The 25,652-nt window shown below is 40.7% G+C and carries 23 protein-coding genes and 6 tRNA genes; 21 read left to right on the top strand and 8 right to left on the bottom strand.

What is annotated here, in order from left to right:
* Positions 1 to 78: 78 nt before the first annotated feature.
* Entirely contained in the window at positions 79 to 1,107 is a 1,029-nt protein-coding gene (gene trhO, locus OHT75_RS04480; protein WP_264725250.1) for an oxygen-dependent tRNA uridine(34) hydroxylase TrhO, read from the top strand.
* A gap of 226 nt (positions 1,108 to 1,333) precedes the next feature.
* On the opposite strand, the gene OHT75_RS04475 is transcribed toward trhO, so the two are convergent.
* The gene (locus OHT75_RS04475) at positions 1,334 to 2,116 is read right to left on the bottom strand and encodes a hypothetical protein (RefSeq protein ID WP_264725249.1); all 783 of its coding nucleotides are present in this window, start codon (positions 2,114 to 2,116) and stop codon (positions 1,334 to 1,336) included.
* Between the two features lie 435 nt (positions 2,117 to 2,551).
* On the opposite strand from OHT75_RS04475, the gene cysB reads away from it, so the two are divergent.
* Complete coding sequence (gene cysB / locus OHT75_RS04470) at positions 2,552 to 3,526, top strand: HTH-type transcriptional regulator CysB (protein WP_264725248.1); 975 nt, start codon at positions 2,552 to 2,554, stop codon at positions 3,524 to 3,526.
* A gap of 87 nt (positions 3,527 to 3,613) precedes the next feature.
* On the opposite strand, the gene purN is transcribed toward cysB, so the two are convergent.
* Together purN and purM are read right to left on the bottom strand one after the other, a co-directional pair.
* The gene (gene purN, locus OHT75_RS04465) at positions 3,614 to 4,258 is read right to left on the bottom strand and encodes a phosphoribosylglycinamide formyltransferase (protein ID WP_264725247.1); all 645 of its coding nucleotides are present in this window, start codon (positions 4,256 to 4,258) and stop codon (positions 3,614 to 3,616) included.
* The gene (purM, locus tag OHT75_RS04460; RefSeq protein WP_264725246.1) at positions 4,258 to 5,295 is read right to left on the bottom strand and encodes a phosphoribosylformylglycinamidine cyclo-ligase; all 1,038 of its coding nucleotides are present in this window, start codon (positions 5,293 to 5,295) and stop codon (positions 4,258 to 4,260) included. Before purM ends, purN begins: the two co-directional genes overlap by 1 nt.
* A 238-nt stretch (positions 5,296 to 5,533) precedes the next feature.
* Here purM and upp point away from each other — a divergent pair, with 238 nt between their 5' ends.
* Positions 5,534 to 6,160, top strand: coding sequence for a uracil phosphoribosyltransferase (gene upp / locus OHT75_RS04455; RefSeq protein ID WP_264725245.1), 627 nt, complete (start codon positions 5,534 to 5,536; stop codon positions 6,158 to 6,160).
* A 106-nt stretch (positions 6,161 to 6,266) separates the two neighbouring features.
* Here upp and OHT75_RS04450 read toward each other — a convergent pair whose 3' ends face one another.
* Positions 6,267 to 7,592, bottom strand: a complete 1,326-nt coding sequence (locus OHT75_RS04450; protein ID WP_264725244.1) for a Na+/H+ antiporter family protein — start codon at positions 7,590 to 7,592, stop codon at positions 6,267 to 6,269.
* Positions 7,593 to 7,965: 373 nt separating this feature from the next.
* Between OHT75_RS04450 and OHT75_RS04445 the strand changes: the two genes are divergently transcribed.
* A complete protein-coding gene (locus tag OHT75_RS04445) occupies positions 7,966 to 8,571 on the top strand; it encodes a peroxiredoxin (protein ID WP_261299624.1) in 606 nt (201 codons plus the stop codon).
* An 87-nt stretch (positions 8,572 to 8,658) separates the two neighbouring features.
* Here OHT75_RS04445 and rnt read toward each other — a convergent pair whose 3' ends face one another.
* Complete coding sequence (rnt, locus tag OHT75_RS04440) at positions 8,659 to 9,345, bottom strand: ribonuclease T (protein WP_264725243.1); 687 nt, start codon at positions 9,343 to 9,345, stop codon at positions 8,659 to 8,661.
* Positions 9,346 to 9,533: 188 nt separating this feature from the next.
* Between rnt and OHT75_RS04435 the strand changes: the two genes are divergently transcribed.
* From OHT75_RS04435 to OHT75_RS04365, 15 genes are all read left to right on the top strand, one after another.
* A complete protein-coding gene (locus OHT75_RS04435) occupies positions 9,534 to 10,403 on the top strand; it encodes a flagellar protein MotY (protein ID WP_264725242.1) in 870 nt (289 codons plus the stop codon).
* A 1,188-nt stretch (positions 10,404 to 11,591) separates the two neighbouring features.
* Entirely contained in the window at positions 11,592 to 11,993 is a 402-nt protein-coding gene (gene ybgC / locus OHT75_RS04430) for a tol-pal system-associated acyl-CoA thioesterase (RefSeq protein ID WP_264725241.1), read from the top strand.
* Entirely contained in the window at positions 11,983 to 12,672 is a 690-nt protein-coding gene (gene tolQ, locus OHT75_RS04425; RefSeq protein WP_188839346.1) for a protein TolQ, read from the top strand. Before ybgC ends, tolQ begins: the two co-directional genes overlap by 11 nt.
* Positions 12,672 to 13,100 carry a protein TolR gene (gene tolR, locus OHT75_RS04420; RefSeq protein ID WP_264725240.1) on the top strand — a complete coding sequence of 143 codons (429 nt, stop codon included), beginning with the start codon at positions 12,672 to 12,674 and terminating at the stop codon, positions 13,098 to 13,100. Before tolQ ends, tolR begins: the two co-directional genes overlap by 1 nt.
* Positions 13,101 to 14,072: a cell envelope integrity protein TolA gene (tolA, locus tag OHT75_RS04415; protein ID WP_264725238.1), complete on the top strand. Its 972-nt coding sequence runs from the start codon at positions 13,101 to 13,103 to the stop codon at positions 14,070 to 14,072.
* 42 nt (positions 14,073 to 14,114) lie between these two features.
* The gene (tolB, locus tag OHT75_RS04410; protein ID WP_264725237.1) at positions 14,115 to 15,443 is read left to right on the top strand and encodes a Tol-Pal system beta propeller repeat protein TolB; all 1,329 of its coding nucleotides are present in this window, start codon (positions 14,115 to 14,117) and stop codon (positions 15,441 to 15,443) included.
* Positions 15,444 to 15,468: 25 nt separating this feature from the next.
* The gene (gene pal, locus OHT75_RS04405; RefSeq protein ID WP_264725236.1) at positions 15,469 to 16,008 is read left to right on the top strand and encodes a peptidoglycan-associated lipoprotein Pal; all 540 of its coding nucleotides are present in this window, start codon (positions 15,469 to 15,471) and stop codon (positions 16,006 to 16,008) included.
* 51 nt (positions 16,009 to 16,059) lie between these two features.
* A complete protein-coding gene (gene ybgF / locus OHT75_RS04400) occupies positions 16,060 to 16,800 on the top strand; it encodes a tol-pal system protein YbgF (protein ID WP_264725235.1) in 741 nt (246 codons plus the stop codon).
* 345 nt (positions 16,801 to 17,145) lie between these two features.
* Positions 17,146 to 17,221, top strand: a tRNA-Lys gene (locus OHT75_RS04395).
* 124 nt (positions 17,222 to 17,345) lie between these two features.
* Positions 17,346 to 17,421: transfer RNA gene (locus OHT75_RS04390), tRNA-Lys, on the top strand.
* A gap of 207 nt (positions 17,422 to 17,628) precedes the next feature.
* Positions 17,629 to 17,704, top strand: a tRNA-Lys gene (locus tag OHT75_RS04385).
* A 207-nt stretch (positions 17,705 to 17,911) separates the two neighbouring features.
* Positions 17,912 to 17,987: transfer RNA gene (locus tag OHT75_RS04380), tRNA-Lys, on the top strand.
* Between the two features lie 206 nt (positions 17,988 to 18,193).
* Positions 18,194 to 18,269, top strand: a tRNA-Lys gene (locus tag OHT75_RS04375).
* A 124-nt stretch (positions 18,270 to 18,393) separates the two neighbouring features.
* Positions 18,394 to 18,469 (top strand) — tRNA-Lys (locus tag OHT75_RS04370).
* A 349-nt stretch (positions 18,470 to 18,818) separates the two neighbouring features.
* Positions 18,819 to 19,973, top strand: a complete 1,155-nt coding sequence (locus OHT75_RS04365; RefSeq protein WP_264725234.1) for a DcaP family trimeric outer membrane transporter — start codon at positions 18,819 to 18,821, stop codon at positions 19,971 to 19,973.
* Between the two features lie 75 nt (positions 19,974 to 20,048).
* On the opposite strand, the gene OHT75_RS04360 is transcribed toward OHT75_RS04365, so the two are convergent.
* The 3 genes from OHT75_RS04360 to OHT75_RS04350 all read right to left on the bottom strand — a co-directional run bounded on the left by OHT75_RS04360 (position 20,049) and on the right by OHT75_RS04350 (position 23,238).
* Complete coding sequence (locus tag OHT75_RS04360) at positions 20,049 to 20,309, bottom strand: GrxA family glutaredoxin (RefSeq protein WP_264725233.1); 261 nt, start codon at positions 20,307 to 20,309, stop codon at positions 20,049 to 20,051.
* A gap of 240 nt (positions 20,310 to 20,549) precedes the next feature.
* Positions 20,550 to 22,337: a DEAD/DEAH box helicase gene (locus OHT75_RS04355; protein ID WP_264725231.1), complete on the bottom strand. Its 1,788-nt coding sequence runs from the start codon at positions 22,335 to 22,337 to the stop codon at positions 20,550 to 20,552.
* A gap of 49 nt (positions 22,338 to 22,386) precedes the next feature.
* Positions 22,387 to 23,238, bottom strand: a complete 852-nt coding sequence (locus OHT75_RS04350; protein WP_264725230.1) for a LytTR family transcriptional regulator — start codon at positions 23,236 to 23,238, stop codon at positions 22,387 to 22,389.
* A gap of 189 nt (positions 23,239 to 23,427) precedes the next feature.
* On the opposite strand from OHT75_RS04350, the gene OHT75_RS04345 reads away from it, so the two are divergent.
* A complete protein-coding gene (locus OHT75_RS04345; RefSeq protein ID WP_264725229.1) occupies positions 23,428 to 23,946 on the top strand; it encodes a DUF2141 domain-containing protein in 519 nt (172 codons plus the stop codon).
* Positions 23,947 to 23,996: 50 nt separating this feature from the next.
* Complete coding sequence (locus OHT75_RS04340; RefSeq protein WP_264725228.1) at positions 23,997 to 25,511, top strand: carotenoid oxygenase family protein; 1,515 nt, start codon at positions 23,997 to 23,999, stop codon at positions 25,509 to 25,511.
* The last annotated feature ends 141 nt before the right edge of the window (positions 25,512 to 25,652 follow it).

Here is a 25,652-nt window from a genome sequence, read left to right as displayed (position 1 = left end):
GCCGTTTTTTTAGCTATAGCTCACATTTGTGCGCCAGTAATATGCACTGGAAATTAAGTTCCAGCCAGCGGAGAGATCATGTTAACCAACACATCAATACCTTCAGATTTATCAACACCAACCACTTTTGTCGTATGTGCACTGTATAAGTTTGTTGCCCTACCAAATTTTGAAGCAATCCGACAGCCGTTACTTAACGTGATGGAACAGCATGAGGTTAAAGGTACCTTGTTACTGGCGAGTGAAGGCATAAATGGCACCGTAGCCAGCAGCAAAGCGGGTATAGAGGCATTATTAGCTTGGTTGGATAACCAGCCAGGTTTAGACCATATTGTCACTAAATTATCTTTTGACGATGAAATGCCATTTTATCGCACCAAAGTGAAGCTGAAAAAAGAAATTGTGACTATGGGCGTTGAGGGTATCGATCCACGTAAAGTGGTAGGTACCTACGTTAAGCCTAAAGATTGGAATGCGTTAATTTCTGATCCCGATGTGTTATTAGTCGATACTCGTAACGATTATGAAGTGCAAATTGGTACATTTGAACATGCGGTAAACCCTGTTACTGAGACATTTCGTGAGTTTCCTGAGTACGTGAAACAAAATTTGGATCCTGCCAAACACAAAAAAGTGGCCATGTTTTGCACCGGCGGTATTCGTTGTGAGAAATCAACAGCCTATCTAAAAGAACAGGGTTTTGAAGAGGTTTACCATTTAGAGGGCGGTATTCTTAAATACTTAGAAGAAGTTCAGCCTGAAGAGAGCTTGTGGAAAGGGGAATGTTTCGTATTTGACAATCGAGTTGCAGTCAATCACGCATTAGAAAAAGGTCAGTACGATCAGTGTAATGCTTGTCGTATGCCCATTACTGAAGCGGAAAAAAGTTCGACAGCATATGTGCAGGGGATCAGCTGTCCACACTGTATTGACAAAATATCTGACGAACAACGCCAGCGATTTATTGAACGTGAACGTCAGGTGCAACTTGCTCTGCAACGTGGTGAAGCTCATATTGGTAGTGACGTGAATCAAGTGATTGAACAACGCAGACAAAAGAAAGAAGCATTAAAAAAAGCGCAAGAAGCGAAAAATCACAAGTCATAAAACCTATCACAGTAAATAAGTGTTCAGAAAGAGTGAAGGGTAAGTTGATAATAAAGAATATTTTTGTGAGTAGTTATTCTGCAATCTAAACATTCAACGCCGTATTGCTTATTTTACAAGTTAGCATGAGCCATTATTTAGAACGATTGGTATCATATTGACTCGGTAAGCCGTGAATAAAAAAGCCTCAACAATTGAGGCTTTTTTATGTTGCAAACATAACCCATTACCACTTCTTCTTGGGTTGGAACAACATATCAAGATCGTCTTCTTCATTTTTCTTCGGCTGAGGAACACTGGGGCCAGAGCTTTTTTGTGCCCCCATTATTTCATCGAGTAATTGTTTTGCCTCATCCACTTTACGAGTAATGAAAGGGTCATTAGGTGTCTGTGCTTTGATTAAATGCAAGGTAGATAGAGCTTTAGTTACCATTTGTTTACTCGAACCATATTGCTTCATATAACATGCGGCTCTAGCTCGGGAGATCATTGATTCTACATTTATACGTTGCTGTAAACTATCGATACGGCTTTCTTCGCTACTGAAAATAACCGAGTCTACCTTTCCCTTATTGTGCTCGGCACGTAAAATGGCTTTAAGTTTTTTCAGGGTTTTGACTAACTCTAATACTTGACGGTCATTGTCAGGTAAACGAAAGTTTTCAACCGATGGCACCTGCGCAGGCGCCCCCATCATATTACTAATTTGTGCGTTTAAGTCCCCTAGACGGCGTTGATAATCATTAAGCACCTGTCCAGAAGAAAAGGATATTGATTGTTCTAGCGCTTCTTGAATACGTTTATATAAAATTAAAGTGATATGACTAGAGCATGAAGCCATAGCCGTATTAGCTAATACGGCTTCCGTTTCATCAATAATGGCTCTTTGACGTGATGCTTCCAGTCTGCGTTCTGCTTCAGCGCGTTCTTTTTGTTGCTGAATAATGCTGAAGCCGATTATTAGCAGTAACAAAGCGCCAATCAGCAGTAATATGAGAATTAAGGACATAGGTTTTCCGTATGGTCATAGTCATTGCAGGTGTCGCATTAAAAAATAATGCCCAGCAACACAAGCTTATTTCGGTTTTATCATCATTTTTTAATTATAGGTGAATAGCGAAACCAAAATTACTTTATATCTTAGCGTAAGTTATGTCGACTGTCGTTGAAAACTAAGTCATTTTAATGAGAAAAATAATGTGAGTAATAACACTGAGTATAATTCAGTTGGTATTTTTCTTATTCTATCAACAAGTCTGCTCTTTCCTGCTGTGCATTCACCGATCTGAAAGCGATTAACGTTAATTGTTTTCACTTGTTATATATTCCATATTGGGCTACATTTGCAGTTATGTATAACAATTAGTTATAGATATACAGTGGTTAAACACCGCTTTGTACCATTGATGTTAACTTCTCAATTTAAAGCGCAAGGAAATATACCATGAAGCTACAGCAACTTAGATACATTGCCGAAGTGGTAAAACATAATCTGAACGTGTCGACCACGGCTGAAAACTTATATACCTCACAACCAGGTATTAGTAAACAGGTGAGGATGCTTGAAGATGAGCTCGGTATTCAAATATTTGGTCGTAGTGGTAAACACCTTACCCATGTTACTCCTGCGGGGCAACAGGTTATCGAAATCGCTAATGATATTTTGAGTAAAGTTGAGAGTATTAAAAAAGTTTCGGAAGAGTATACCAAACCGAATCAAGGTGAATTAAATATTGCCACGACTGATACTCAAGCACGTTATGCATTGCCCAATATCATTCAAGAATTTATTAAGCGCTACCCAAAAGTTAACTTGCACATGCACCAGGGAACGCCAAGCCAGATCAGTGAGCAAGCTGCACGGGGGTATGCTGACTTCGCGATTGCAACAGAAGCGATGCACCTCTATACAGATTTAATTATGTTGCCATGTTATCACTGGAATCGTTCGATTGTTGTGACTCGAAATCATCCTTTAGCCAACATCGTCAAACCGAGTATTGAAGAGCTTGCCAAGTATCCATTAGTGACTTATGTGTTTGGTTTTGATAAAGCGTCAGAGATTGAAAAGTCATTTAACCGTGCAAACTTAGATCCTCGAGTTGTGTTTAGTGCCACAAGTGCTGATGTTTTAAAAACCTATGTGCGTTTGGGCTTAGGGGTAGGGGTTATAGCGTCGATGGCCATAGATGCCAATATTGATAAAGATCTAGTTGCAATTGATGCAAGCCATTTATTTGCGCATAGCACCACAAAAATAGGATTTAGACGTGGTAGTTTTTTACGTGGTTATATGTATGATTTTATGCTGCATTTTGCGCCACATTTAACCCGAACGGTTGTTGAAAATGCTGTGGCTTTACGTGATCAGCAGCTTATTGATGAAATGTTTGCTGACATGAAATTACCGGTGCGCTGATTTTTGTTTATATTCAAATAAAAAATCACGCCTCGGCGTGATTTCTATTATCGATATTTGGTAATCGAATTATGCTTTTAGATAAAATTAATCAGGAGCATAACCGCTTTCGCCAATGACTTCACCATCCAGAAAGGCTTGATTTCTGTTCATTGATAATCGCCCCAAGCTGAACCATTTTACAACTAATGGATAGATAGCATGTTCTTGTTCATGCACTCTTTCCGCCAAGGTTTCGGCATCATCTTCAGGATAAACAGGCACTTTGGCCTGTAAAATAACTGGACCAGCATCTAACTCAGGGATCACAAAATGCACACTGGCACCGTGCTCTGTATCTTGAGCATCAATTGCGCGTTGATGAGTATTTAGCCCTGTATACTTTGGTAATAATGATGGGTGAATATTGATCATTTTACCTAAATATTTGCTAACAAAGTTATCGGATAAAATCCGCATGAATCCCGCTAGCACAATTAAATCCGGTTGATACTTTTCAATCGCAATGCTCAAACGAGCATCATACTCTTCACGTGACTCACCTTTGTGGGCAATTACACAACTGGTGTCAACTTCACTATGATGAGCACGAATTAAGCCATAAGCGTCAGGTTTGTTACTGATAACGCCAACGACTTCAGCGTTTAGGTTGTCATCGCAACCGTCTAAAATCGCTTGAAGATTACTACCGTTACCTGAAATTAACACCACTACGCGACAGCTTGCAGACATTAGATGATCTCCACTTGCTCTTCATCGTTACTGCGCTGTGCAATTTGACCAATTAACCAAGCATTTTCGCCTTCAGCCGATAATAGCGCTAATGCTGCATCAACTTTGTCTGAAGGAAGTGCGATAACCATTCCCACACCGCAGTTAAAGGTGAGGTACATTTCACGCTTTGCAATATTACCGTTGGTCATCAACCAATCGAATACCACTGGCCAGTTCCAAGAATCGCCGTTAACGACCGCTTTACAGTTTTCAGGTAATACACGAGGAATATTTTCCCAGAAACCACCGCCTGTGATATGTGCCATTGCATGTACTTCAGTTTGCTCAAGCAACTTAAGTAATGACTTTACATAAATCTTAGTTGGCTCAAGTAAGTGGTCGATTAATGGCTTACCATTCAGATCTTGTTTAGGATCGGCTTTACTGACTTCTAATACTTTACGGATCAGTGAATAACCATTTGAGTGTGGGCCACTTGAACCAAGGGCAATTAACGAGTCACCTGCTTTTACTTTTGTACCATCAATGATGTCAGCTTTTTCAGCAACGCCCACGCAGAAGCCTGCAAGATCGTAATCTTCGCCTTCGTACATGCCTGGCATTTCTGCAGTTTCGCCACCAATTAACGCGCAACCAGATTGAAAACACCCTTCAGCAATGCCGTTTACGACTGAGGTTGCTGTTTCAACATCTAACTTGCCTGTGGCGTAATAATCTAAGAAGAATAAAGGTTCTGCACCCGAAACAATTAAATCATTAACACACATAGCCACTAGGTCTATACCGACAGTGTCATGTTTTTTATGATCAATCGCCAGTCTAAGTTTGGTGCCAACACCGTCAGTACCAGAAACAAGTACAGGGTGTTTATATTTAGTTGGTAATTCACATAATGCGCCAAAACCACCCAGATTGCCCATAACTTCAGGGCGGCGGGTGCGTTTTACTGCAGACTTTATGTTATTAACTAATGCGTTACCTGCATCGATATCAACGCCGGCGTCTTTGTAACTTAATGGTGTAGGAGTGCTCACGGAGGATCCTCTCGGGTACATCGTTTAAGGAATTTTATGCGGCGCTATTCTACCAGCTTGTGCCGTTTGTCGAAAGCCATGATTTGGCTTTATCCGCCAGATAAAACACCAAATTGTGCTATTTTTATTGGGTTAGCTCACGATTTACAGCATTTATGAAACTTTATGTTTTATAGAGGGGATAAATGCACTAACATTTGTTAAATTTGGCTGTAAATAGACAAAGCTGGGAGAGAAAATGAAAGTCGTTGAAGTAAAACACCCTCTAATTCGTCATAAAGTAGGATTGATGCGCGAAGCTGATATCAGTACTAAACGTTTTCGTGAATTGGCGACAGAAGTTGGCAGTTTGTTAACCTATGAAGCCACTGCTGACTTTGAAACTGAAAAAGTCACTATTGATGGCTGGAATGGCCCAGTAGAAGTTGATCAAATCAAAGGTAAAAAGGTCACAGTAGTACCCATTTTACGTGCAGGTTTAGGCATGATGGACGGCGTCCTTGAGCATATTCCAAGTGCGCGCATTTCTGTTGTCGGTATTTACCGTGACGAGAAAACGCTTGAGCCAGTACCCTACTTTGAGAAGCTGGTGAGTAATGTTGATGAGCGAATTGCCTTAGTGGTTGACCCAATGTTGGCAACGGGCGGTTCAATGATCTCTACCATCGACCTATTAAAAGCGCGGGGTTGTACCTCAATTAAGGCATTGGTGCTTGTCGCTGCGCCTGAAGGGATTAAAGCATTAGAAGCGGCTCACCCAGATATTGAACTGTACACCGCTGCCATTGATAAATGCTTGAACGATCAAGGGTATATTTTACCTGGTTTAGGCGATGCGGGTGATAAAATTTTTGGTACTAAATAATGTAGTTACCAACATTTGAACAGTCATAAAAATGGGAACCTAAGTTCCCATTTTTATTGTTAGTTTTTTATCACGTTCATCAATTAAATCGCTTCACTAAATGAGATTACAGCACCATTGCCGCTATCCAACCAAAGCCTAGCAAGGGAATGTTGTAATGCATAAATGTTGGGATAACACTGTCACGAATATGATCATGTTGTCCATCAGCATTTAAGCCTGCAGTAGGCCCTAAGGTTGAATCCGATGCGGGTGAACCTGCATCCCCCAATGCCGCTGCAGTACCCACAAGGGCAATAGTGGCAGGAATTGAGAATCCAAAACTTAACGCTAACGGTACGTATATTGTGGCAATAATTGGAATGGTCGAGAACGACGACCCAATGCCCATGGTGATCAGTAATCCCACTACCAGCATCAATATTGCCGCTAGGGCTTTATTGTCACCAATAATATCGCCCAAAGATGCCACTAAGGTACTGACTTCACCCGTTGACTTTAATACTGCGGCAAACCCCGCGGCTGCGATCATAATAAAACCAATATTGGCCATCATATGCACACCTTGATTAAACAAATCCTGCCCAATGCTGCGCTTGATGATTCCGGAAAAGCGGAAAATGATAAAACCGGCTAACGCGCCAAAAATCATTGAATTGGTTTGAAGTTGCACTATTAAAGTCGCCAAAATGGCGATGATAGAAATGACAATACTTTTGCGGTTTATTCCGTGTTCAGCTGTTTCATGATTGACTTGCTCAGCGATGATTTGATATTCACGAGGTTTACGGTAACTCACAAACATCGCAAACAGTAAACCACACACCATGCCAAGCGCTGGAAGCAACATGGCTTTGGGGATTTGGCTATGCACAGCGGCTAAGCCATTATTATTTAAATTGGCTAGCAAGATGTCGTTCAAAAAAATTCCACCAAAACCAATTGGCAAAATCATATAAGTTGTGACTAAACCGAAGGTCAGCAAACAAGCAATAAGTCTTCGATCAATTTTTAACGTCGACAATACATGTAATAGTGGCGGAATAAGAATGGGAATGAATGCAATATGAATAGGGAGCACGTTTTGTGAAGAAATCGCCATCGCAAGTATCGTTAGTAATAACATCCATCTCACCACATTGGTATTGGTGCTGTTTGGCTCTTTACCAAGCTTTTTGATGATGGAATGAGAGATTAACGTAGTCAACCCTGAGTGAGATAACGCTGCAGCAAAGGCACCGAGCAAAGCATAACTTAATGCGATTTGAGCTCCACCACCCAGACCATCATTAAAAGCCGCAATGGTTTGGTTTAAATCAAGCCCACCGACTATGCCCGCGACTAATGCACTGATCGTCAGTGCGATAACTACATTGATTCGAGCAAAACTTAATGCAAGCATCAAGCAAACTGCAATAACAACAGCATTCATATTAAAATCATTCTATTTGTATTTCTAAGGCGTTTATTTATGACGTTATTTGCTTGTCTTGTCCAGTAATGCATATAGTTTTGCACTTTTTTATGGATCACAAAAGCGGATGTAATAGCCGTTTTTCTTTATTGTATAATCCGGTGTAACGAGTTTGTGTTATGGCACTAACATTCCACTCAATTTGTTTTGGTATGCAAAATCCTTATAAACAGTAAGGCTGCAATGCAGGGTTTTTCAGCAGGTAAAACAAATTTCATTCAAAAACGCTTATCTCCAACACAAATAAAAGGTATGGTATAGCACATTACGGAATGATGGTGCCCAGCACCTTAACCTTATGTTTTAATCAAGCCATTAATGGAGATATAAAATGAGCGTATTAGTAGGCCGTCCAGCCCCAGATTTTACCGCAGCAGCTGTTTTAGGTTCTGGTGAAATTGTTGATAACTTTAATCTTGCAACTGCGATTAAAGGCAAGCCAACAGTGATCTTTTTCTATCCTTTAGATTTTACATTTGTATGTCCATCTGAGCTAATTGCTTTTGATCACCGCATGGAAGAGTTCACTAAGCGTGGTGTGGAAGTGATTGGTGTGTCTATTGACTCACAGTTTACCCACAACGCATGGCGTAATACCCCAGTTGAAAAGGGTGGTATTGGCCAAGTTAAATACACTTTGGTTGCTGACGTTAAGCATGAGATTTGTAAAGCTTATGATGTTGAGCATCCAGAAGCGGGCGTTGCATTCCGTGGCTCTTTCCTTGTAGACAAAGAAGGTCAAGTTCGTCACCAAGTAGTTAACGATTTACCATTAGGCCGTAACGTAGACGAAATGCTACGTATGATCGATGCGCTTCAATTCCACGAAGAGCACGGTGAAGTATGTCCTGCTGGTTGGTCTAAAGGTGATAAAGGTATGACTGCAAGCACAGATGGTGTTGCTGCATACTTAAAAGATAACTCTGACAAGCTGTAATTCGACTTGTTAATAAAAAAGCTGCCTAGGCAGCTTTTTTTGTATGTGTTTTACCCATCGGAAAATTTAGCAGCAAGAAAATCGAGCTTATTCTGAATCGGTTTGTTCCAAATGAGCATCCTGCACGTCGTTTTCTTCCATTGATGGAATTGGCCATCCACCTAACGCTTTCCAGCGATTGACAATATAACAAAATAATTCAGCCGTTCTTTCTGTGTCGTACAAAGCAGAATGGGCTTCTTTATTATCAAAGTCGATGCCTGCCATTTTGCATGCTTTAGCCAATACCGTATGGCCAATCGCTAAACCCGCTAGTGAAGCCGTATCGAAGCTTGCAAAAGGGTGAAAAGGTGAACGTTTCAGTCCATTACGTTCAATACACTGATTGACAAAGCCAAGATCAAAGGCTGCATTATGCGCAACCACAATACTTCTATGACAACCAACTGCTTTTTGTGCTTTTTTCACTTCTTTAAATATTTCTAAGAACGCACTTTTTTCATCAACAGCACCACGCAACGGATTTGTGGGATCAATTCCATTGAAAGCTAGTGCTTCTGGCTCAAGGTTCGCACCTTCAAAAGGTTCTATATTAAAGTGTAACGTTTTATCTAAACTCAAATAACCTTGGTCATCCATTTTTAGCATGGTGACCGCTATTTCTAACAAGGCATCTGTATTGGCATTAAAACCTGCCGTTTCAACGTCGATAACAACGGGAAAGTAACCACGGAAACGATGTTTAAATTTGTTGCTGTCACAAATGTCACTCATGTAATTCTATTACCCTGTTTAACTTGACTACTGCTGCAATTGTAAAAATGAAAATAAAACCCTAGCAGCTTTTAGGCCGAGTATTATACCCAATCGGCATCAAGATGCTCGTTTCCTCGCTAAATTAAGCTCAAGAAAATTTTTCTAATGCCGATATAGAGAACAGGTTAGATTTATTAGGTGTCATCATGTGGCGTAATTTGTTGTTAATATCAAGTTTGTGCATCAGCACCTCAGTGAGTGCTGATTTGCGTCATTATGTCGCCTCTCTAGACAACTCTGCATGGCGCGTGGGTGAAAACTCTCCCATCGAGTGTCGCTTAGAACACGATATACCTGATTATGGCAAAGCGATTTTTTCAAGCAAAGCAGGAAAGAATTTAAATCTATTATTTACCCTTGATATGTGGGCCAAGCCTGATGCCGTGACGAATGCAAAATTAATCAGTCGCGCGCCTCAATGGCGGCCAGGTGATGCAGCAAAAGAAATTACCGTACTCAAATATCAAAAACAATTTAATGGTGAAGTGCCTAAAAAAGCGGCTTGGCGCATGCTGAATGAATTAAGTCAGGGAAGGGAGCCAACCTTTTATTATTCAGATTGGTACGATGCATCACAAAAGGTTGCTGTTGGCATTTCTGCAGCAAATTTTGCTGGCAAATATAGAGAGTTTCGTTCATGTCTTGCTAATTTACTTCCCTACAGTTTTGATGACATTGCCTTTACGGTATTGAACTATCAAGATGGCGGCACAGAGCTAACACGCTTCTCAAAGTATCAACTGAAAAAAGTTCAAGAATACTTGTCATTTGATCCTGAGGTCGAATTGGTTGTCGTCAATGCTTATACAGATAGTTATGGTGGTCGTTCAATTAATCAAAAGGTATCCGATAAGCGTGCTGATTCTGTAAAAGACTTATTGGTTGCTAGCGGTATCGCTCAAGATAGAATTATTACTGAAGGTCATGGTGAAAAACGTCATGTGACGGGTAATGATTTGGCTTCAGAGCGTCAGGTTAACCGTAGGGTTGTTATCAAGATCACCAAACCAATATAAACATGCAATAGATGCTGCAAAAAGCCTGAATTTTATTCAGGCTTTTGTTTTTAGGATAAAAAAAACCCACTCAAACCGAGTGGGCTAAATAATTTGCAATCAACAAATTGAAGGAAGGAAGTCAAGCATAAGAACTGGGATAAATTAATGTTTCACAAACACTAATTAGAAGTTCATTGTTTTCTACATCAAACTGATGTCCTGAAAACAACGCTATAATAGATTTTATGTTCTAGATTAACAAACTAAAAAAATTTCGATTAATGATTAGTTTTTCTAATGAATCTGTTCGGTTTATAAATGTTGAAAGTGACTCTTAACCACTGTTACGAGTGCTTTCAGGCAATATGTGATATTTTTATGCATAAATACTCGGATAAGTTGCATTGCTGCGCAAATTTAATTGTTAATAAACGTCGATACTCTATTCATAAGCTTATTTAATGGCTCAAGTGTAATAATTATTTTCACTTTTATTTGGCTTAAAACAGCTCGTAATATCTTAAAATACATAAACTGCGAACACCAACTTGCGTTCTAGAGGGGACAGCTAATCATGTGTACGCTTTTTGCAATGGGTTCCAATGGGCGCGGAAGTAGACATTTTGTGAAACCAAAGCTAAGACCTGCTATTGACCCACAAAGTTAACTTATCCTTACAACAGTATCTTGCTAGGTTTTATTGAAGACATATATGCATGGCAGGCTTCAAATGATTCACTCTGATAAATGTCTAGGCAACGATATACAACGTGGTGGAATTGTCGGTAGGCTATTTTTGCGTGATATTAGCGTGAATAGTGTTAATTATTGACGATATTATTCGATTTCATTGCACTTTTGTGATGAATTCAATTTCTACTAGGCTGGCACTCTTTTAACAAACTCATCTTGTACGATTGATTTTCTGTTTTATTCATTCATTTACATGAGAAAAACGGACAATTAAGCTCATCAAAAAATGACAATTTTAAGGTTAAATATGTTGTTTTACTCAAGGGCGTCTTCAGCGTTATTGTTCGGAAAACATTAAAAAATCTTCATTTATCCTAATTTAAGCCATGATTAAGTCGTTTTAGGGTATTTTAGTGAAAATAAAGTCGGTTTTTAGGGTGTGAGATGATTCACAACTGACTTGCTACTCGGTATAGTAAGCGAAATTTTGTCAGCTGAAAAAAGAGTCATCTAATGACGTTTAATTGGCCAATAACTGTGTATTATGAAGACACCGATGCTGGTGGGGTTGTCTACCATTCAAATTACTTGAATTTCTTCGAAAGAGCACGGACAGAATGGTTAAAATCGATAGGTGTTAGCCAAACTAAACTACTGGCAGATGACATTGCGTTTGTAGTAAAACGTGCGGAGTTAGATTTTGTACGCGCAGCTAGGTTTGAGCAAGATTTAACGATTGAATCTTGTATTACATCATTAAAAAAAGCGTCGTTGGTGTTCCAACAGCGTTTAGTTGATGAGTTCGGAGCATGCTATTGTGAGGCATCGGTGATTGTCGCTTGTGTGTCTTTATCTAAAATGCGTCCCAGAGCCATCCCAGAGTTTATAGTTCAGGAGTTTGAAAGTGCACGCTGATATGTCTTTTATTGGTTTGTTTTTACAAGCCAGTGTGTTGGTAAAATTGGTTATGTTGACCTTGCTAGGCCTCTCGATTGCGTCATGGGCGGTAATCATCCAACGCCGAAAAATGCTTAATTCAGCAAGGCTTAAGTCGGCACGTTTTGAAGATACTTTTTGGTCAGGTGTCGATTTAAATCGTTTATACAAAGAACTTACCGCAAGAGGTGAAAGTGTTGCTGGTTTAGAAGCGATGTTTGTTGCTGGTTTTAAAGAATACTCAAGGTTAATCAAAGTTAACAGTAAATCACCTGATGCGGTGATGGAAGGAACATCAAGAGCAATGCGAGTGAGTTTGTCTCGTGAAATGGAAAAGCTTGAAAATAACTTACCTATGTTAGCGACCATTGGTTCAACCAGTCCTTATATTGGTCTATTTGGTACAGTATGGGGAATTATGAATTCATTCATTGCCCTCGGAACCGTTGAAAATGCCACATTAGCGATGGTTGCTCCAGGTATTGCTGAAGCATTAATCGCGACTGCGATGGGCTTATTTGCCGCGATCCCTGCAGTTGTTGCTTATAACCGTTTTGCAACCCAAGCTGAAAAACTCGAGATGGCATACGCAAACTTTATGGAAGAGTTTTCTAATATTTTACAGCGCCAAGCCTATAGTGAAAAGGAAGCGGTGTAATGTACCAACGTAAGCGTAAGCGTCCAATTGCGGAAATTAACGTTGTACCTTATATCGACGTTATGCTGGTACTACTGATCATTTTTATGGTTACGGCGCCAATCGTTTCGCAGGGTGTTAAAGTTGAATTGCCGCAGGGCAAAGCAGAGGCTTTACCACCAGACAGTAAACCGCCTATAGTTGCTTCAATAGATGCAGCTGGTGAGTATTATTTAAACGTGGGTTCAGGCTCAAATAGCGAGCCATTAGACCTAGAAGAGATTTCAGTGCAAGTGGGTGCAATGATTCAGCTTGAGCCGTTAAGGCCCGTTGTGGTTAAGGCGGATAGAAGCATAGCATATGAAAATGTCATTCAATTGATGGTGAGCTTGCAGCAAGCAGGTGTTCCCGCAGTTGGTTTGATGACAGATTCCCCCAAGGAGAAATAGGTGGCAGATCAATCTAATATAAAAATACCGTTGGCGATATCTGGCGGTATTCACATTGGGGCGATAATCATCCTTGCAATAGGCCTAAGCTTTGATGATAAACCGAAAAATATGCCGTCGGCACCTAGCGCGCCAGCAATTCAAGCCGTGATGGTTGATCAACAGAAGATTAGCCAACATGTCGAGAAACTGAAGCAACAAAAGCAAGAGGCTGAAAATAAAGAGAAGGCGCGACAAGCAGAGTTAGAGCGTAAAGCTCTTGAAGCACGCAAAAATCGTGAGCTTGAACAGCAACGAATTAAAAATTTAGAAATTGAACGTAAGCAAAAAGAAATTGAAACACAAAAAGCGAACGACGCGGCTAAAGCAGCACAGATAAAAGTGCAGCAAGAAAAAGAGCGCGCACAAAAAGCTGAAGCTGTTCGTAAGCAAAAAGAACAAGAGCAAAAGGCTTCGGAAGAAGCAGCCCAAAAGGCCGCTGAGAAACGTAAGCAAGAAGAAGCTGCAGCGAAAAAGGCTGAGGAAGAGCGAAAACGTAAGGCTGAAGAAGATGAACGCAAACGTAAAGCCGAAGCCGAACGTCAACGCAAGGCGAAAGCCGAAGCTGATGCGAAAGCACGTCAAGAGCAAGAAATGGCTGATGCATTAGCAGATGAACAAGCTGCACTATCACAAACGCGTAATAAACAAGTTATGTCTGAAGTTGATAGGTTTAGGGCTATGATCAGTGCAACCATTCAACGCAACTTGGTGGTGGATGAATCTATGCGGGGTAAAAGTTGTCGGGTGTTTATTAGATTGGCACAAGATGGTTTCGTTACTTCAAGCCAGACCTTAGACGGCGATCAAGTCGTTTGTCGTGCAGCCAAGGCGGCAATCAATAAAGCTGGACGTTTACCTGTTTCAACCGAAGCCGGTGTATATGACAAATTAAAAGAAATTAATTTAACGGTTTCACCTGAATTTAATTAATTTCTTACTGCATTAATAATGCGAAGGGTATAAAGGAGTCTCATGAAAAATTTGGTTAAATGGTTCGCACTGGCGTGTATCGTGTTAACGACCCCAGTGCGTGCAGCATTAGATATTGTGATTACTGAAGGGGTTGACCAAGCACGCCCTATCGCAGTTGTGCCGTTTGTTTGGTTAGGTGAGGGGCCTGCTCCAGCATCAATTTCAGACGTGGTTATGTCTGATTTAGCGCGTAGCGGTACTTTTAAACCACTGGTTGCGCGTGCATTACCTCAAGTCAATATTCACACAGCAAGCCAGTTCACTGCAGATAGTTGGCGAAATATTTCAGCCGATGGTTTAGTGGTAGGTTCCATTAAGCCGTATGGTGCAGGTCAATATTTGGTTAGCTTTGAATTGATTGATTTGGTAAAAGCTCAGTTACAAGCTGGCAAAGGCCCTGTAGCGGCAAGCGAGCTTTTATTAGAAAGTCGTGAAACCGTTATTAGTGCTAATCAATTTAGACAATATGGTCACCGTATTAGTGATGTTGTATATGAAAAACTCACAGGTATTCGTGGTGCGTTCTTAACTCGTATTGCTTATGTTGTAGTGAAACAAGATCAAAAATCGCCATACCATCTAATGATTGCCGACTATGATGGTTACAACGAGCAAATGTTATTACGTTCTCCAGAGCCTTTGATGTCACCGACATGGTCACCCGATGGCCGTCGTTTAGCTTATGTGAGTTTTGAAAATCGTAAAGCAGAGATCTTTGTACAGGATATCTATACTCAAGCTCGGGTATTAGTGAGCAGCTTCGATGGTATTAATGGTGCGCCATCGTTTTCACCTGATGGTAAAAAACTTGCTGTGACGCTATCCAAAGATGGTCAGCCAGAAATTTATACTATTGATATTGCAACTAAAGCGATTAAACGTATTACAGATCATTATGCTATTGATACTGAACCATCATGGTTTCCTGATGGTAAATCTCTTCTATTTACTTCAGAACGAGGTGGAAGACCACAGTTATACCGTGTAAGTTTGGAAACAAACAAAGTCAGTCGAATGACTTTTGAAGGCGAATGGAATTTAGGTGGTTCAATTACCCCTGATGGTCGCAGCATGATTTTTGTGAATCGTACAAATGGACGTTTCAATATTGCCAGAATGGACTTGGCAACACGCTTTATGCAGGTGTTATCGTCAACCCGTTTAGATGAATCACCAAGTGTCGCACCTAATGGCACTATGGTTATTTACGGTACGACTCACGAAGGTAAACAAGTATTGGCAGCGGTTTCTACCGATGGCCGCTTTAAGGCAAGATTGCCTGTCGGACAAGGCGAGGTGAAATCACCTGCCTGGTCTCCATTTCTTTAATTTAAGATATTGATAAGGATTTAACATGGATCTGAATAAGTTGTTCAAAGCTATGATGGTTGCAGTTCCGCTTATGGCACTGGGTGCTTGTAGCTCAACTTCAGACTCTGAAACAGATGCAAGCGGTTCTACTTCTGGTTCATCTAGCAGCCAATATGGCAATGGTGGAATTGAAACTGGTGGTGCAGGTGCAGTTTTAAGCCCTGCTGAACAGCAACGTTTAAAGGAGCAAGAGTTACGTCGTCAAAATATTATTTATTTCGACTTCGATCGCAGTGAAGTGCAAACTGAAAATGCGGAAATTTTGCTAGCTCATGGTAATTACCTCGTTGAACATCCAAATGTTCGCGTGTTAATTGAAGGCCATGCTGACGAACGTGGTACCCCTGAGTACAACATTGCGTTAGGTGAACGTCGTGCTAAAGCGATTGCGAAATACCTTCAAGGTATGGGTGTACAACCTAGCCAAATGAGCATAGTTAGCTATGGCGAAGAAAAACCATTAGACTTTTCTCGTTCTGATTCAGGTTTTGCTAAAAACCGTCGTGGTGTTTTAGTTTACTAAACATTATTGAAGGAAGGTCAATCAGATTGATTGGCCTGTTAGGAGTTTACAATGAAACATGCCGTATTAGTTGCGGCAATGTTCTTAGGTATGGGAGCTGCAATTGCCGCTCCTGCACCAGTAGAGGATATTGCTAGTGGTTCAAGTGACGAACGTATTGCACGTTTAGAGCGCATTTTAAAAGCGAAACAACAAGGTGAATTTGAAATGCAACGTCGTGTTGATGCATTACAAAGAGAAGTGTTGGATTTGCGAGGTATTACTGAACAACAAAATTATCAGTTAAACCAGGTTCTACAACGTCAACGTCAACTTTACGAAGACATAGCCAATTTATCTTCTAAACCCTCTCCAGCTGCTAGTTCAACTGTTGCAAATGATCCTGTTGCTGTAGCTGCCTCTAGCACGACATTAGGCGAAACGGCAAGTTATGAAGCCGCTGTGAATCTAGTGTTGAAAGACCGTAAGTATGATGATGCGATTCCTGCGTTTCGTAATTTTATTAAACAGTATCCACAATCAAGTTATGCCGCGAATGCTAATTATTGGTTAGGTCAGTTGTTATTTAATAAAGGCGAAAATGCTGAAGCCAAAGCCGCATTTAGTACCGTAGTGAGTCAGTTTGCCGATTCGAATAAGCGTGGTGATAGTTTAGTTAAGCTAGGGATGATTGCCGAAAAAGATAATGATATCCCAGGTGCAAAAGCACTCTATCAGAAAGTATTGAAAGATTATCCTAATAGCGCATCAGCTCGCCTTGCTCAGCAGCAATTATCAGCACTTAATGGCTAATAGAGACAAAAAACAGCCTCTTAGTCTGTTTTTCATGCAAACAACAAGAAATTGGAAAATTGCACTTGCATGAGAAAATGAAAACGGTATTATAGGCGCCCTCAGAACGGCATAGCCTTCTGGGGGATGTTTTAAGACTATTTATGACATTCTCGGAACATTAATACACACTAATTGAAAGTAAATTTGTTTGTATTAGCTCCTTCTAACTATAATCAGTTAGCCTTGTTCCAATTAACCGTAAAGGTTAATAACACAAAGATGGGTCGTTAGATCAGCGGGTCTTGAAATAGAGACAGTTGGCTTTTGTTCCAATTAACACTAAAGCGTTAATAAAACCAAGATGGGTCGTTAGCTCAGTCGGTAGAGCAGTTGGCTTTTAACCAATTGGTCGAAGGTTCGAATCCTTCACGACCCACCACTTTCTTGATAGTGGTTAAATAATCAAAATTGTAACACCAAGATGGATCGTCAGCTCAGCGGGTCTTGAAATAGAGACAGTTGGCTTTTGTTCCAGTTAACCATAAGGTTAATAAAACCAAGTTGGGTCGTTAGCTCAGTCGGTAGAGCAGTTGGCTTTTAACCAATTGGTCGAAGGTTCGAATCCTTCACGACCCACCACTTTCTTGATAGTGGTTAAATAATTAAAATTGTAACACCAATTTGGGGCGTTAGCTCAGCGGTTTTGAAATAGAGACAGTTGGCTTTTGTTCCAGTTAACCATAACAGGTTAATAAAACCAAGATGGGTCGTTAGCTCAGTCAGTCTTGAAACATAGACAGTTGGCTTTCGTTCCAGTTAACCATAACAGGTTAATAAAACCATGATGGGTCGTTAGCTCAGTCGGTAGAGCAGTTGGCTTTTAACCAATTGGTCGAAGGTTCGAATCCTTCACGACCCACCACTTTCTTGATAGTGGTTAAATAATTAAAATTGTAACAACAAAACGGGTAATTAGCTCAGCGGTTTTGAAATAGAGACAGTTGGTTTTTGTTCCAGTTAGCCATAACAGGTTAATAAAACCAAGATGGGTCGTTAGTTCAGCGTGTCTTGAAATAGAGACAGTTGGCTTTTGTTCCAGTTAACCATAACAGATTAATAAAACCAAGATGGGTCGTTAGCTCAGTCGGTAGAGCAGTTGGCTTTTAACCAATTGGTCGAAGGTTCGAATCCTTCACGACCCACCACTTTTATTAAATAGTGGCTAAATAATTTAAACGTAATATCAGATAGATCATTAGCTAAGCGGGTCATGAAATAGAGACAGTGGCTTTTGTTCCAGTTAACATTAAAACGTTAATGAAACCAAGATGGGTCGTTAGCTTAGCGGGTCTTGAAATAGAGACAGTTGGCTTTGTTCCAGTTAACATTAAAACGTTAATAAAACCAAAATGGGTCGTTAGCTCAGTCGGTAGAGCAGTTGGCTTTTAACCAATTGGTCGAAGGTTCGAATCCTTCACGACCCACCACTTTTTTGATAGTGGTTAAATAATTAAAATTGTAACAACAAGATGGGTAATTAGCTCAGCGGGTCTTGAAATAGAGACAGTTGGCTTTTGTTCCAGTTAACCATAAGGTTAATAAAACCAAGATGGGTCGTTAGCTCAGTCGGTAGAGCAGTTGGCTTTTAACCAATTGGTCGAAGGTTCGAATCCTTCACGACCCACCACTTCTCTATATCACATATGTCATATTGAGCATCAGTCGCTATAATCTCCTAAATCTCCTAAATCATTTTTAATCCCTTACTCAATTTTTATCAATTCTAATATTCATCGTACATCTTTGCTCTATCTTAAAAGCAACTCATTGCTTGCCTTGATATCCATAGACTTAACAAGTTATTCACTTTGATGCAAATGCACTTAATTTCAGCGTAATGATGAAAGTGGATACGTTCTTTGTCCTAGTTTAGCTTTTGCTTCTCTACTTTTGTCTTATAGACCTATTGCTAATGTTTCATTTTTGTTAATTGAGACATATTGCTCAAGATTAAAACAATAATTTGGAGAGCACGGATGAAACATCTTAAACTTGCAGCATTGATTTCTGGGGCGATGCTGGCTATGACAGGTACTGCGTATGCTAAAACTGACATGACTTTTGGCGGCTATATTAAAGCGGACGTTATGTTCAGTGATTATGGTAATGGCGCACCGGATTCAGGCAGTTTATCTCGTCAGTTTTATGTTCCTGGTACTATTTACGGTGAAAAAGGTAATGGTAAACAGGTTGTCGACTTTCAAGCCCGAGAATCACGTTTCAACTTTAAAACCGTCACAGATTTAGAGGGTGGTCACTCATTAACAGGGTTTATTGAGTTAGATTTTATGACTCATACCGATGGCAATGAACGTGTATCAAACAGTTATTCACCTCGAATTCGTCACGCTTTTGTCACTTATGACAATTGGACTGTTGGCCAAACCTGGACAACATTTCAAAATCCCGGTGCATTACCTGAAAACTTAGATTTTGTTGGTGCGGCAGATGGTACGCCTTTTGTTCGACAAGCATTAATTAAATACACCAGCGGTAATTTTCAAATCGCATTAGAAAACCCTGAAACCACGCTAACTCCTCACACTGGTGGTGCTCGTATTACCAGTGGTAGCGGTGTTGTACCTGATGTGATCGCACGTTACAACTTCTCTCAAGAAGGTGGCGCTGCGTATTCATTAGCGGGTATTGTTCGCCAATTGAATGTTGAAGAACTACAAGGTACAACACAGCTGGATTCTACAGATGTGGGTTACGGTGTTAGCTTCGCAGGTGTGATCCCGGTTGGTAAAGATGATTTTAAATTTACGGCAACTTATGGTGAAGGCTTAGGTCGTTATATGGCCTTAAACTACGCCAATGCTGGTGTGCTAGACAGTAATAATGAAATTCAAACCATTACTTCGTATGGTGGGTTTGTTTCTTATCGACATTGGTGGAGCGAACAATGGCGTTCAAGCTTAACACTATCAGGCTTCTCTGCCGATAATGATGTCAATTTAACGGGCGGAAGTGTCAATAAAGAAGCATATTCTGGATATGTAAACTTACTGTATTCTCCGTCTAAGCCATTAACCTTTGGTGTTGAATTCATGCATGCGTTGAATGAAAGAGAAGATGGTGTTGATGGCGATTTAAATCGCATTATGTTCTCGGCTAAATATGTTCTTTAATCCCTTGGGGAACGCTTTAAAGTAATAAAAAAGGACCCTAATACTGTTAGAGTCCTTTTTTACTATCAATCAGTCTTAATCAAGTAAGCCATGTTGACGAACATATTGATCAAAATCCGTGTATCCGCCAATTGGCACTTCATCAACAAAAATTTGTGGTACCGTTTCAACCGTTTTACCGACACTTTTCGATAAATCCGCTTTTGAAATCCCTTCGGCGTGAATATCCACATACTTAAATTTAAAATCTTCACGATGTGCAGTTAATTTCTCTGATAATTCAACGGCACGAACACAGTATGGACACCCTGGGCGGCCAAAAATAACAACAAACATAATCACTCCTACTTTTCGATTTGTTGTGTTTATAGCACAACTATTTTCCAATTCATAACGTGATGAAAGGAATTTAGGTTAACTTTCTGACTAGACAGGTTAAACATGATCATAAAAACGACAATCAACCTAAATTTAGATTGAGTGGGTATTGCTCAGTCGATGATCTTTTTGAACAGATTTACAACTAACGTCAACCGTTGTTTTTTTATCAATAACTCCAATTAAAGCGGTTTATCGTTAACTAAAATCGGTTTTATATTTACCTTGATAATCAAAAAATAGATCAACTAATTTCCAATGATGCTTTTGTTTTTTCAGTAATATTAAATCAGGCTGTCTGAATCTTAGTTGATCGGCTAAAACCTGTTCAACATGATTATATTTAGGATGAGGCATCCCAGGAGTGCGAGTGTGATTAAGCACAAATGCGGCATAAAATGCTTTTTTTTGTGGTAAGGTGTCAAATTTAAAATGCTGTTTAAAATCATTTCCTTCAATATCGATATATTGAATAACTAGGCGATTACTCTCTTGGTGTAATAGCATTTGCTCACACTTAAATAAATGATGGTGCTGAGATTGTAAAACTTGTTTAAGCCGTTTGTCTGGATCGATTAAGGTCGAGTTACAGGTTTGGCATATTCTGGCGGCAATATCATTTTCAGCACCGCAATCAGGACAAGATTTTGAACGAAAGCGAAAGTCGCATTGTATTTCTTGGTTGGCGTTATCTGTGATCAATCCTTGGCAACGCCTTCCAAAATGCTCAACGATATCGCCATCGCTATCCACCAGCCCCCAAAAAGTGTTGGCAAACTGGCAGGCTGGACAATGTACCTGTACTGGCACTGATTTACTGTTGGGCTTTAACTGACCCACTTCTGGAAAATATAAATCGAAACCATTAGCCGCATAATCAATGACCAGGCAATCAGCCTTCTCAGGCGCTAAACGCAGCCCACGCCCCACCATTTGCTGAAATAAGCTAACCGATGCCGTAGGTCTTAAAATGGCAATCAGGTCCACATGGGGCGCGTCAAAGCCTGTTGTCAGTACGGCAACATTCACAATGTACTTGATTTGCTGTGTTTTGAAGGCATCAATCACTGCGTCGCGTTCACTCTGGGGAGTGGCTGCCGTGATTAATGCCGCCTTGATTGGTGAGGTGGTGTTGTCGATAAGCGTGTTTAATAAGCCGATAATTTCCTGCGCATGACGTACGGTTGCGGCAAAAATAATTACCCCTTTGCGGGTGTCTGCCAGTTGGACGATTTGTTTGACTATCGCCGTTGTGGCACGGCCTTGATGATTGAGTATCGATTCGACTTCTTGCTGGCTAAACTCGCCGTTTTCTGTGGGGGCAAGTTGGCTAAAATCATATTGGGCACTGAGGCCATCAAATAACTTAGGCGCAGTTAAAAAGCCTTGCTTGATAAGCGGGCGCATGGGTAACTCAAAAATACATTTATCAAACACAGCATTGTCGGGATTGCCAATCTTACCGTGATAGTGGTGATGATATATCCAGCCAATGCCTAGACGATAAGGGGTGGCAGTGAGTCCTAAAACTTTAATATCAGGATTTTGCTTTTTTAGGTGAAGCAGTATTTGTTGATACTGACTGGTTTTTTCATTACTGACACGGTGGCATTCATCAATAATCACCAGCGAAAAAGACTGGTTGAATTTATCTAATGCCCGCGCTGCTGACTGTACGCTGGCCACCACCGTTTTACCGTTGGCTTTTTTCTGGTTTAATCCGGCGGAGTAAATATTGGCAGCTTGGGTGAGTAAACCGACTTTTTCAGCATTTTGCGCCACTAATTCTTTTACGTGGGTTAGCACTAATACATTGCCGTTGGCGATGCGGGCCAGTTCAGCAATAACAATGCTTTTACCTGCGCCCGTTGGCAAAGCCAGTACTGCCGATTGTTGGCTGCTGCGAAAGTGTTTTATGGCAGCGTTAACCGAGTCTTGCTGGTAATCACGCAGTTGCAAAGCAGGTTTGTCAGTAGAAGCTTTCAAATATTAGGTTCAACATATTTTGGGTAACTATGACCGGATAATATCATGGTTATAGGGCTAAGTTTGCTTTAACCGCCTCGGCAAAGGTTCGAGAAACCGGCACTTCGAGATGATTACTTAACAACAATGACATTTTTCTATTTTCTTTATTAACTGACACCACAGCCTGGTTTGCCACCCACCATGATCTATGTGTTTGTAAACCTGGAAACCCTTCTAGCTGCAGCAAAGCATCTTTTAAGCGCATTAACAGCATGTGCTGGCCTTTGTCTGTGTACACTTTTAAATAGTGGTCATCCATTTCTAAACACAGCAATTGCCCGCGCTTTTCTAGCGGTAATAGCGCCATAAACTGATCCATTTGAATGCTATTGATGTCTTGACTTTGTTGATGCTGTTCAATGACCTTTTGCGATTGCTCAATAACCAGTTTTGACTGCTCAAGTTGCTGCTTTTGATTATGAAGATGGTTTTGTAACATGCTGACAAAGGTAATAATGCTACCTATCACTAAGGTGTCGGGCAGTGCGAGTAAAAAAAGATGACTTAATAATAGTGTGTGGTTAAAAAATGCCCAACCAATAAGAGGCACCATTAGGCTCATTAATACGCTGGCAAATAGTGATGATATGGCTACCCGATGCCAAGGCTTGGTTACGCTGTTTGCGAGGTATTTATGGCCTAAAATGATCAGCGGCATATAAATTAAGTAGCCACAAATGCAGGTAAACACCCAATAGCTCATCGACAATAATAGGGTGTATTGATCCATACCAAAGGGGCGCATAAAGCCAATAAATAGCCCAATTAATACCACTACAAGCAGTTGCTGTAGTAATTTGCGTTTAGTCTTTTTAGGTTTTAGTTGTTGATTATTTAGGGGTATTTCACGATTCGTCAAAGGTACACATTCCTTTTTAGTTACATTTCACGAAGTTTTTGAGTCACTTTACGAAAAGCCACTTTGATTTTTTATCGCTCCATTCTATCGTCTTTTCAACACGAAGCAATGGCGAGATTTGCTCGTCTTATGTCGGCACTAACCAGCCATTGCAATAACACTTTCATCATAGACGATAGGCATACAACAATGACTAAATTTACTACAAAATTGATTCATGCATCTACCCATAAAGCAGCGACTCGATTAACTCAAACCAAGTGTAACAAAATGGGTAAATCATCATTATTAGCGGTTTCAGTGTTATTTGCATCAATGTGGGTTAATTCATCCACTTTTGCCGCAGATATTAAGATTGAGATTGAAGGGGTAAATAGCCAGCCAAGTAAGATTTATGTGCAGCTATTTAGCGGTGAAGCTAATTACTTAAATGGCAATGCGCTAAGTGCGACTTATATTCAGTCCAAAGCGGGCAATAATATTGTGACTTTTAGCAATGTACCTGCGGGTAAATATGCGGTGCGCTTTTTTCAGGACGAGAATAATAACGGCACCTTAGATACCAATTTATTTGGCATGCCGTCAGAAGGTTATGGTTTTTCAAGTAATGCCAAACCGAATTATGGCCCGGTAGCTTATCAGGACGCCGCTTTCAGCATCACCGAAGACGCATCAACACAGATTAACCACACGCAAATCATTTATTAATCGACCAATTTTGAGATAACAATTTTAAGATGACAACTTTGGAGATGAGCATGCAACGCAGACATTTTTTAAAAGGTATGGGAATAATAGGGGCATCAAGCATGTTGCCCGGTGCAGTGAATGCGTTGGCATCTTCTGCCCCTACAGTGGTTAATATTAAGCAGCAATTTAATCAGGCGCTGGCACAGCATCCTGAGTTAATTGGTTTTGCTAATGTTGAAGCTAATTTTGAGCCGCAAACTCTGACAATTGAAGGGCGTATTCCAGCAGATTTACAGGGTGTTCTTTATCGTAACGGCCCAGCAAAATATGAGCGTGATGATAATCGCTATTTACACGCCTTTGAAGGCGACGGTATGTTGCAGCGCTTTGACATTAGCAGCCCAAAAATAGTCCACCGTGGGCAATTTATTAACACGCCGAAGTTTGCTAAAGAGCAGCAGGCACAGCAATTTGTCTATTCAGGGCCTGATACCAAAATAGCCGATGCTTTACCTGTGACTAGCAGTGATACGGTGAATACCGCCAATACCAATATTATTGCCGTGGGTGATGATCTTTGGGCGCTTTGGGAGGCAGGATCACCGACCCAAATTGACCGAGATTCAATGCAATATACTCAGCAGGTTAATTTGGGCGCGGGGTCAAAATATGAAAACAGCTTAAAAGGATTACCTTTTTCAGCGCACCCTAAAATTGACCCTAATGGGGATATTTGGAATTTTGGTTTGCACCCATCAGGTCAGGTGGTGATTTATCAATTAGCGGCTAATGGCAAAGTTAAAAATGTGGGGCTAGTTAACAGCCAATACCGTGGCGGTATGCTGCATGACTTTTTGATTACCGATAAGAGCGTGTTGATCATTTTGCCGTCACTGTTTGTTGATAAAGCGATTGAAGGTAATTTTGCCCGTACCCAATTTAATGGCGATATTCCGATGAGTGTGTTGGTGATCAATAAGCAGTCATTTAAATTGACCAAACGCTTTGAGTTACCGCCTGGATTTGCTTTTCATTATGGTAATGCCTGGGAAGAAGCTAACGGCACCATTCACTTTGATGCTAGCTTGTACCCTAATGTTGATGTGCTGCATAAGCTGGCGAATGTGATGCAAGGTAAAATGTCGCAGGCAAGTGTGAAAGCGCAAACCGCCTTGTTTAGCCTGTATATCGATGGCACTTATCATATGCAAACGGTGGGCGACAGCAGTGAGTTTCCGCGGGTGTGTGATCATCTTGTTGGCCTGAAAAATCAGTATTTGTATCACTTGTCGGCTAAAACGAGCAGCTTGTGGAGCGATACCTTGTCGTCTTTGCATATTGATACCGGCGCTACGCAGCATTATCATTTTGGTGATGATTACCTGGTAGAAGAGCATGTGAGTGTTTGCCCTAAAGGCGTTGAAGGCAGTGGCTACTTAATGGGGACTGCGTTGCATGTTCCCACAAAACGCACTTGCTTGAATATTTTTGCGGCGAATGATTTAGCATCAGGACCATTAGCCAGAGCCTGGTTACCTTATCATTTACCACTTGGGTTTCACGGTAATTTTGTTGCGGGTTAATCAAGTGACATATGTGAGGCCATTGAAAAAGGTAGATCTGCAATACTGTAGGTGTAGGAAATACACTGGTTATCAATCAGTGGTTATCAATAGATTAGGCAAATAAGCACGGGAATAAAAAAAGCCCCTCATAATGAGGGG

It is taken from the genome of Shewanella subflava (assembly GCF_025971955.1).
Classification (GTDB): domain Bacteria; phylum Pseudomonadota; class Gammaproteobacteria; order Enterobacterales; family Shewanellaceae; genus Shewanella; species Shewanella subflava.
This window is presented reverse-complemented; position numbering and strand designations above follow the sequence as displayed.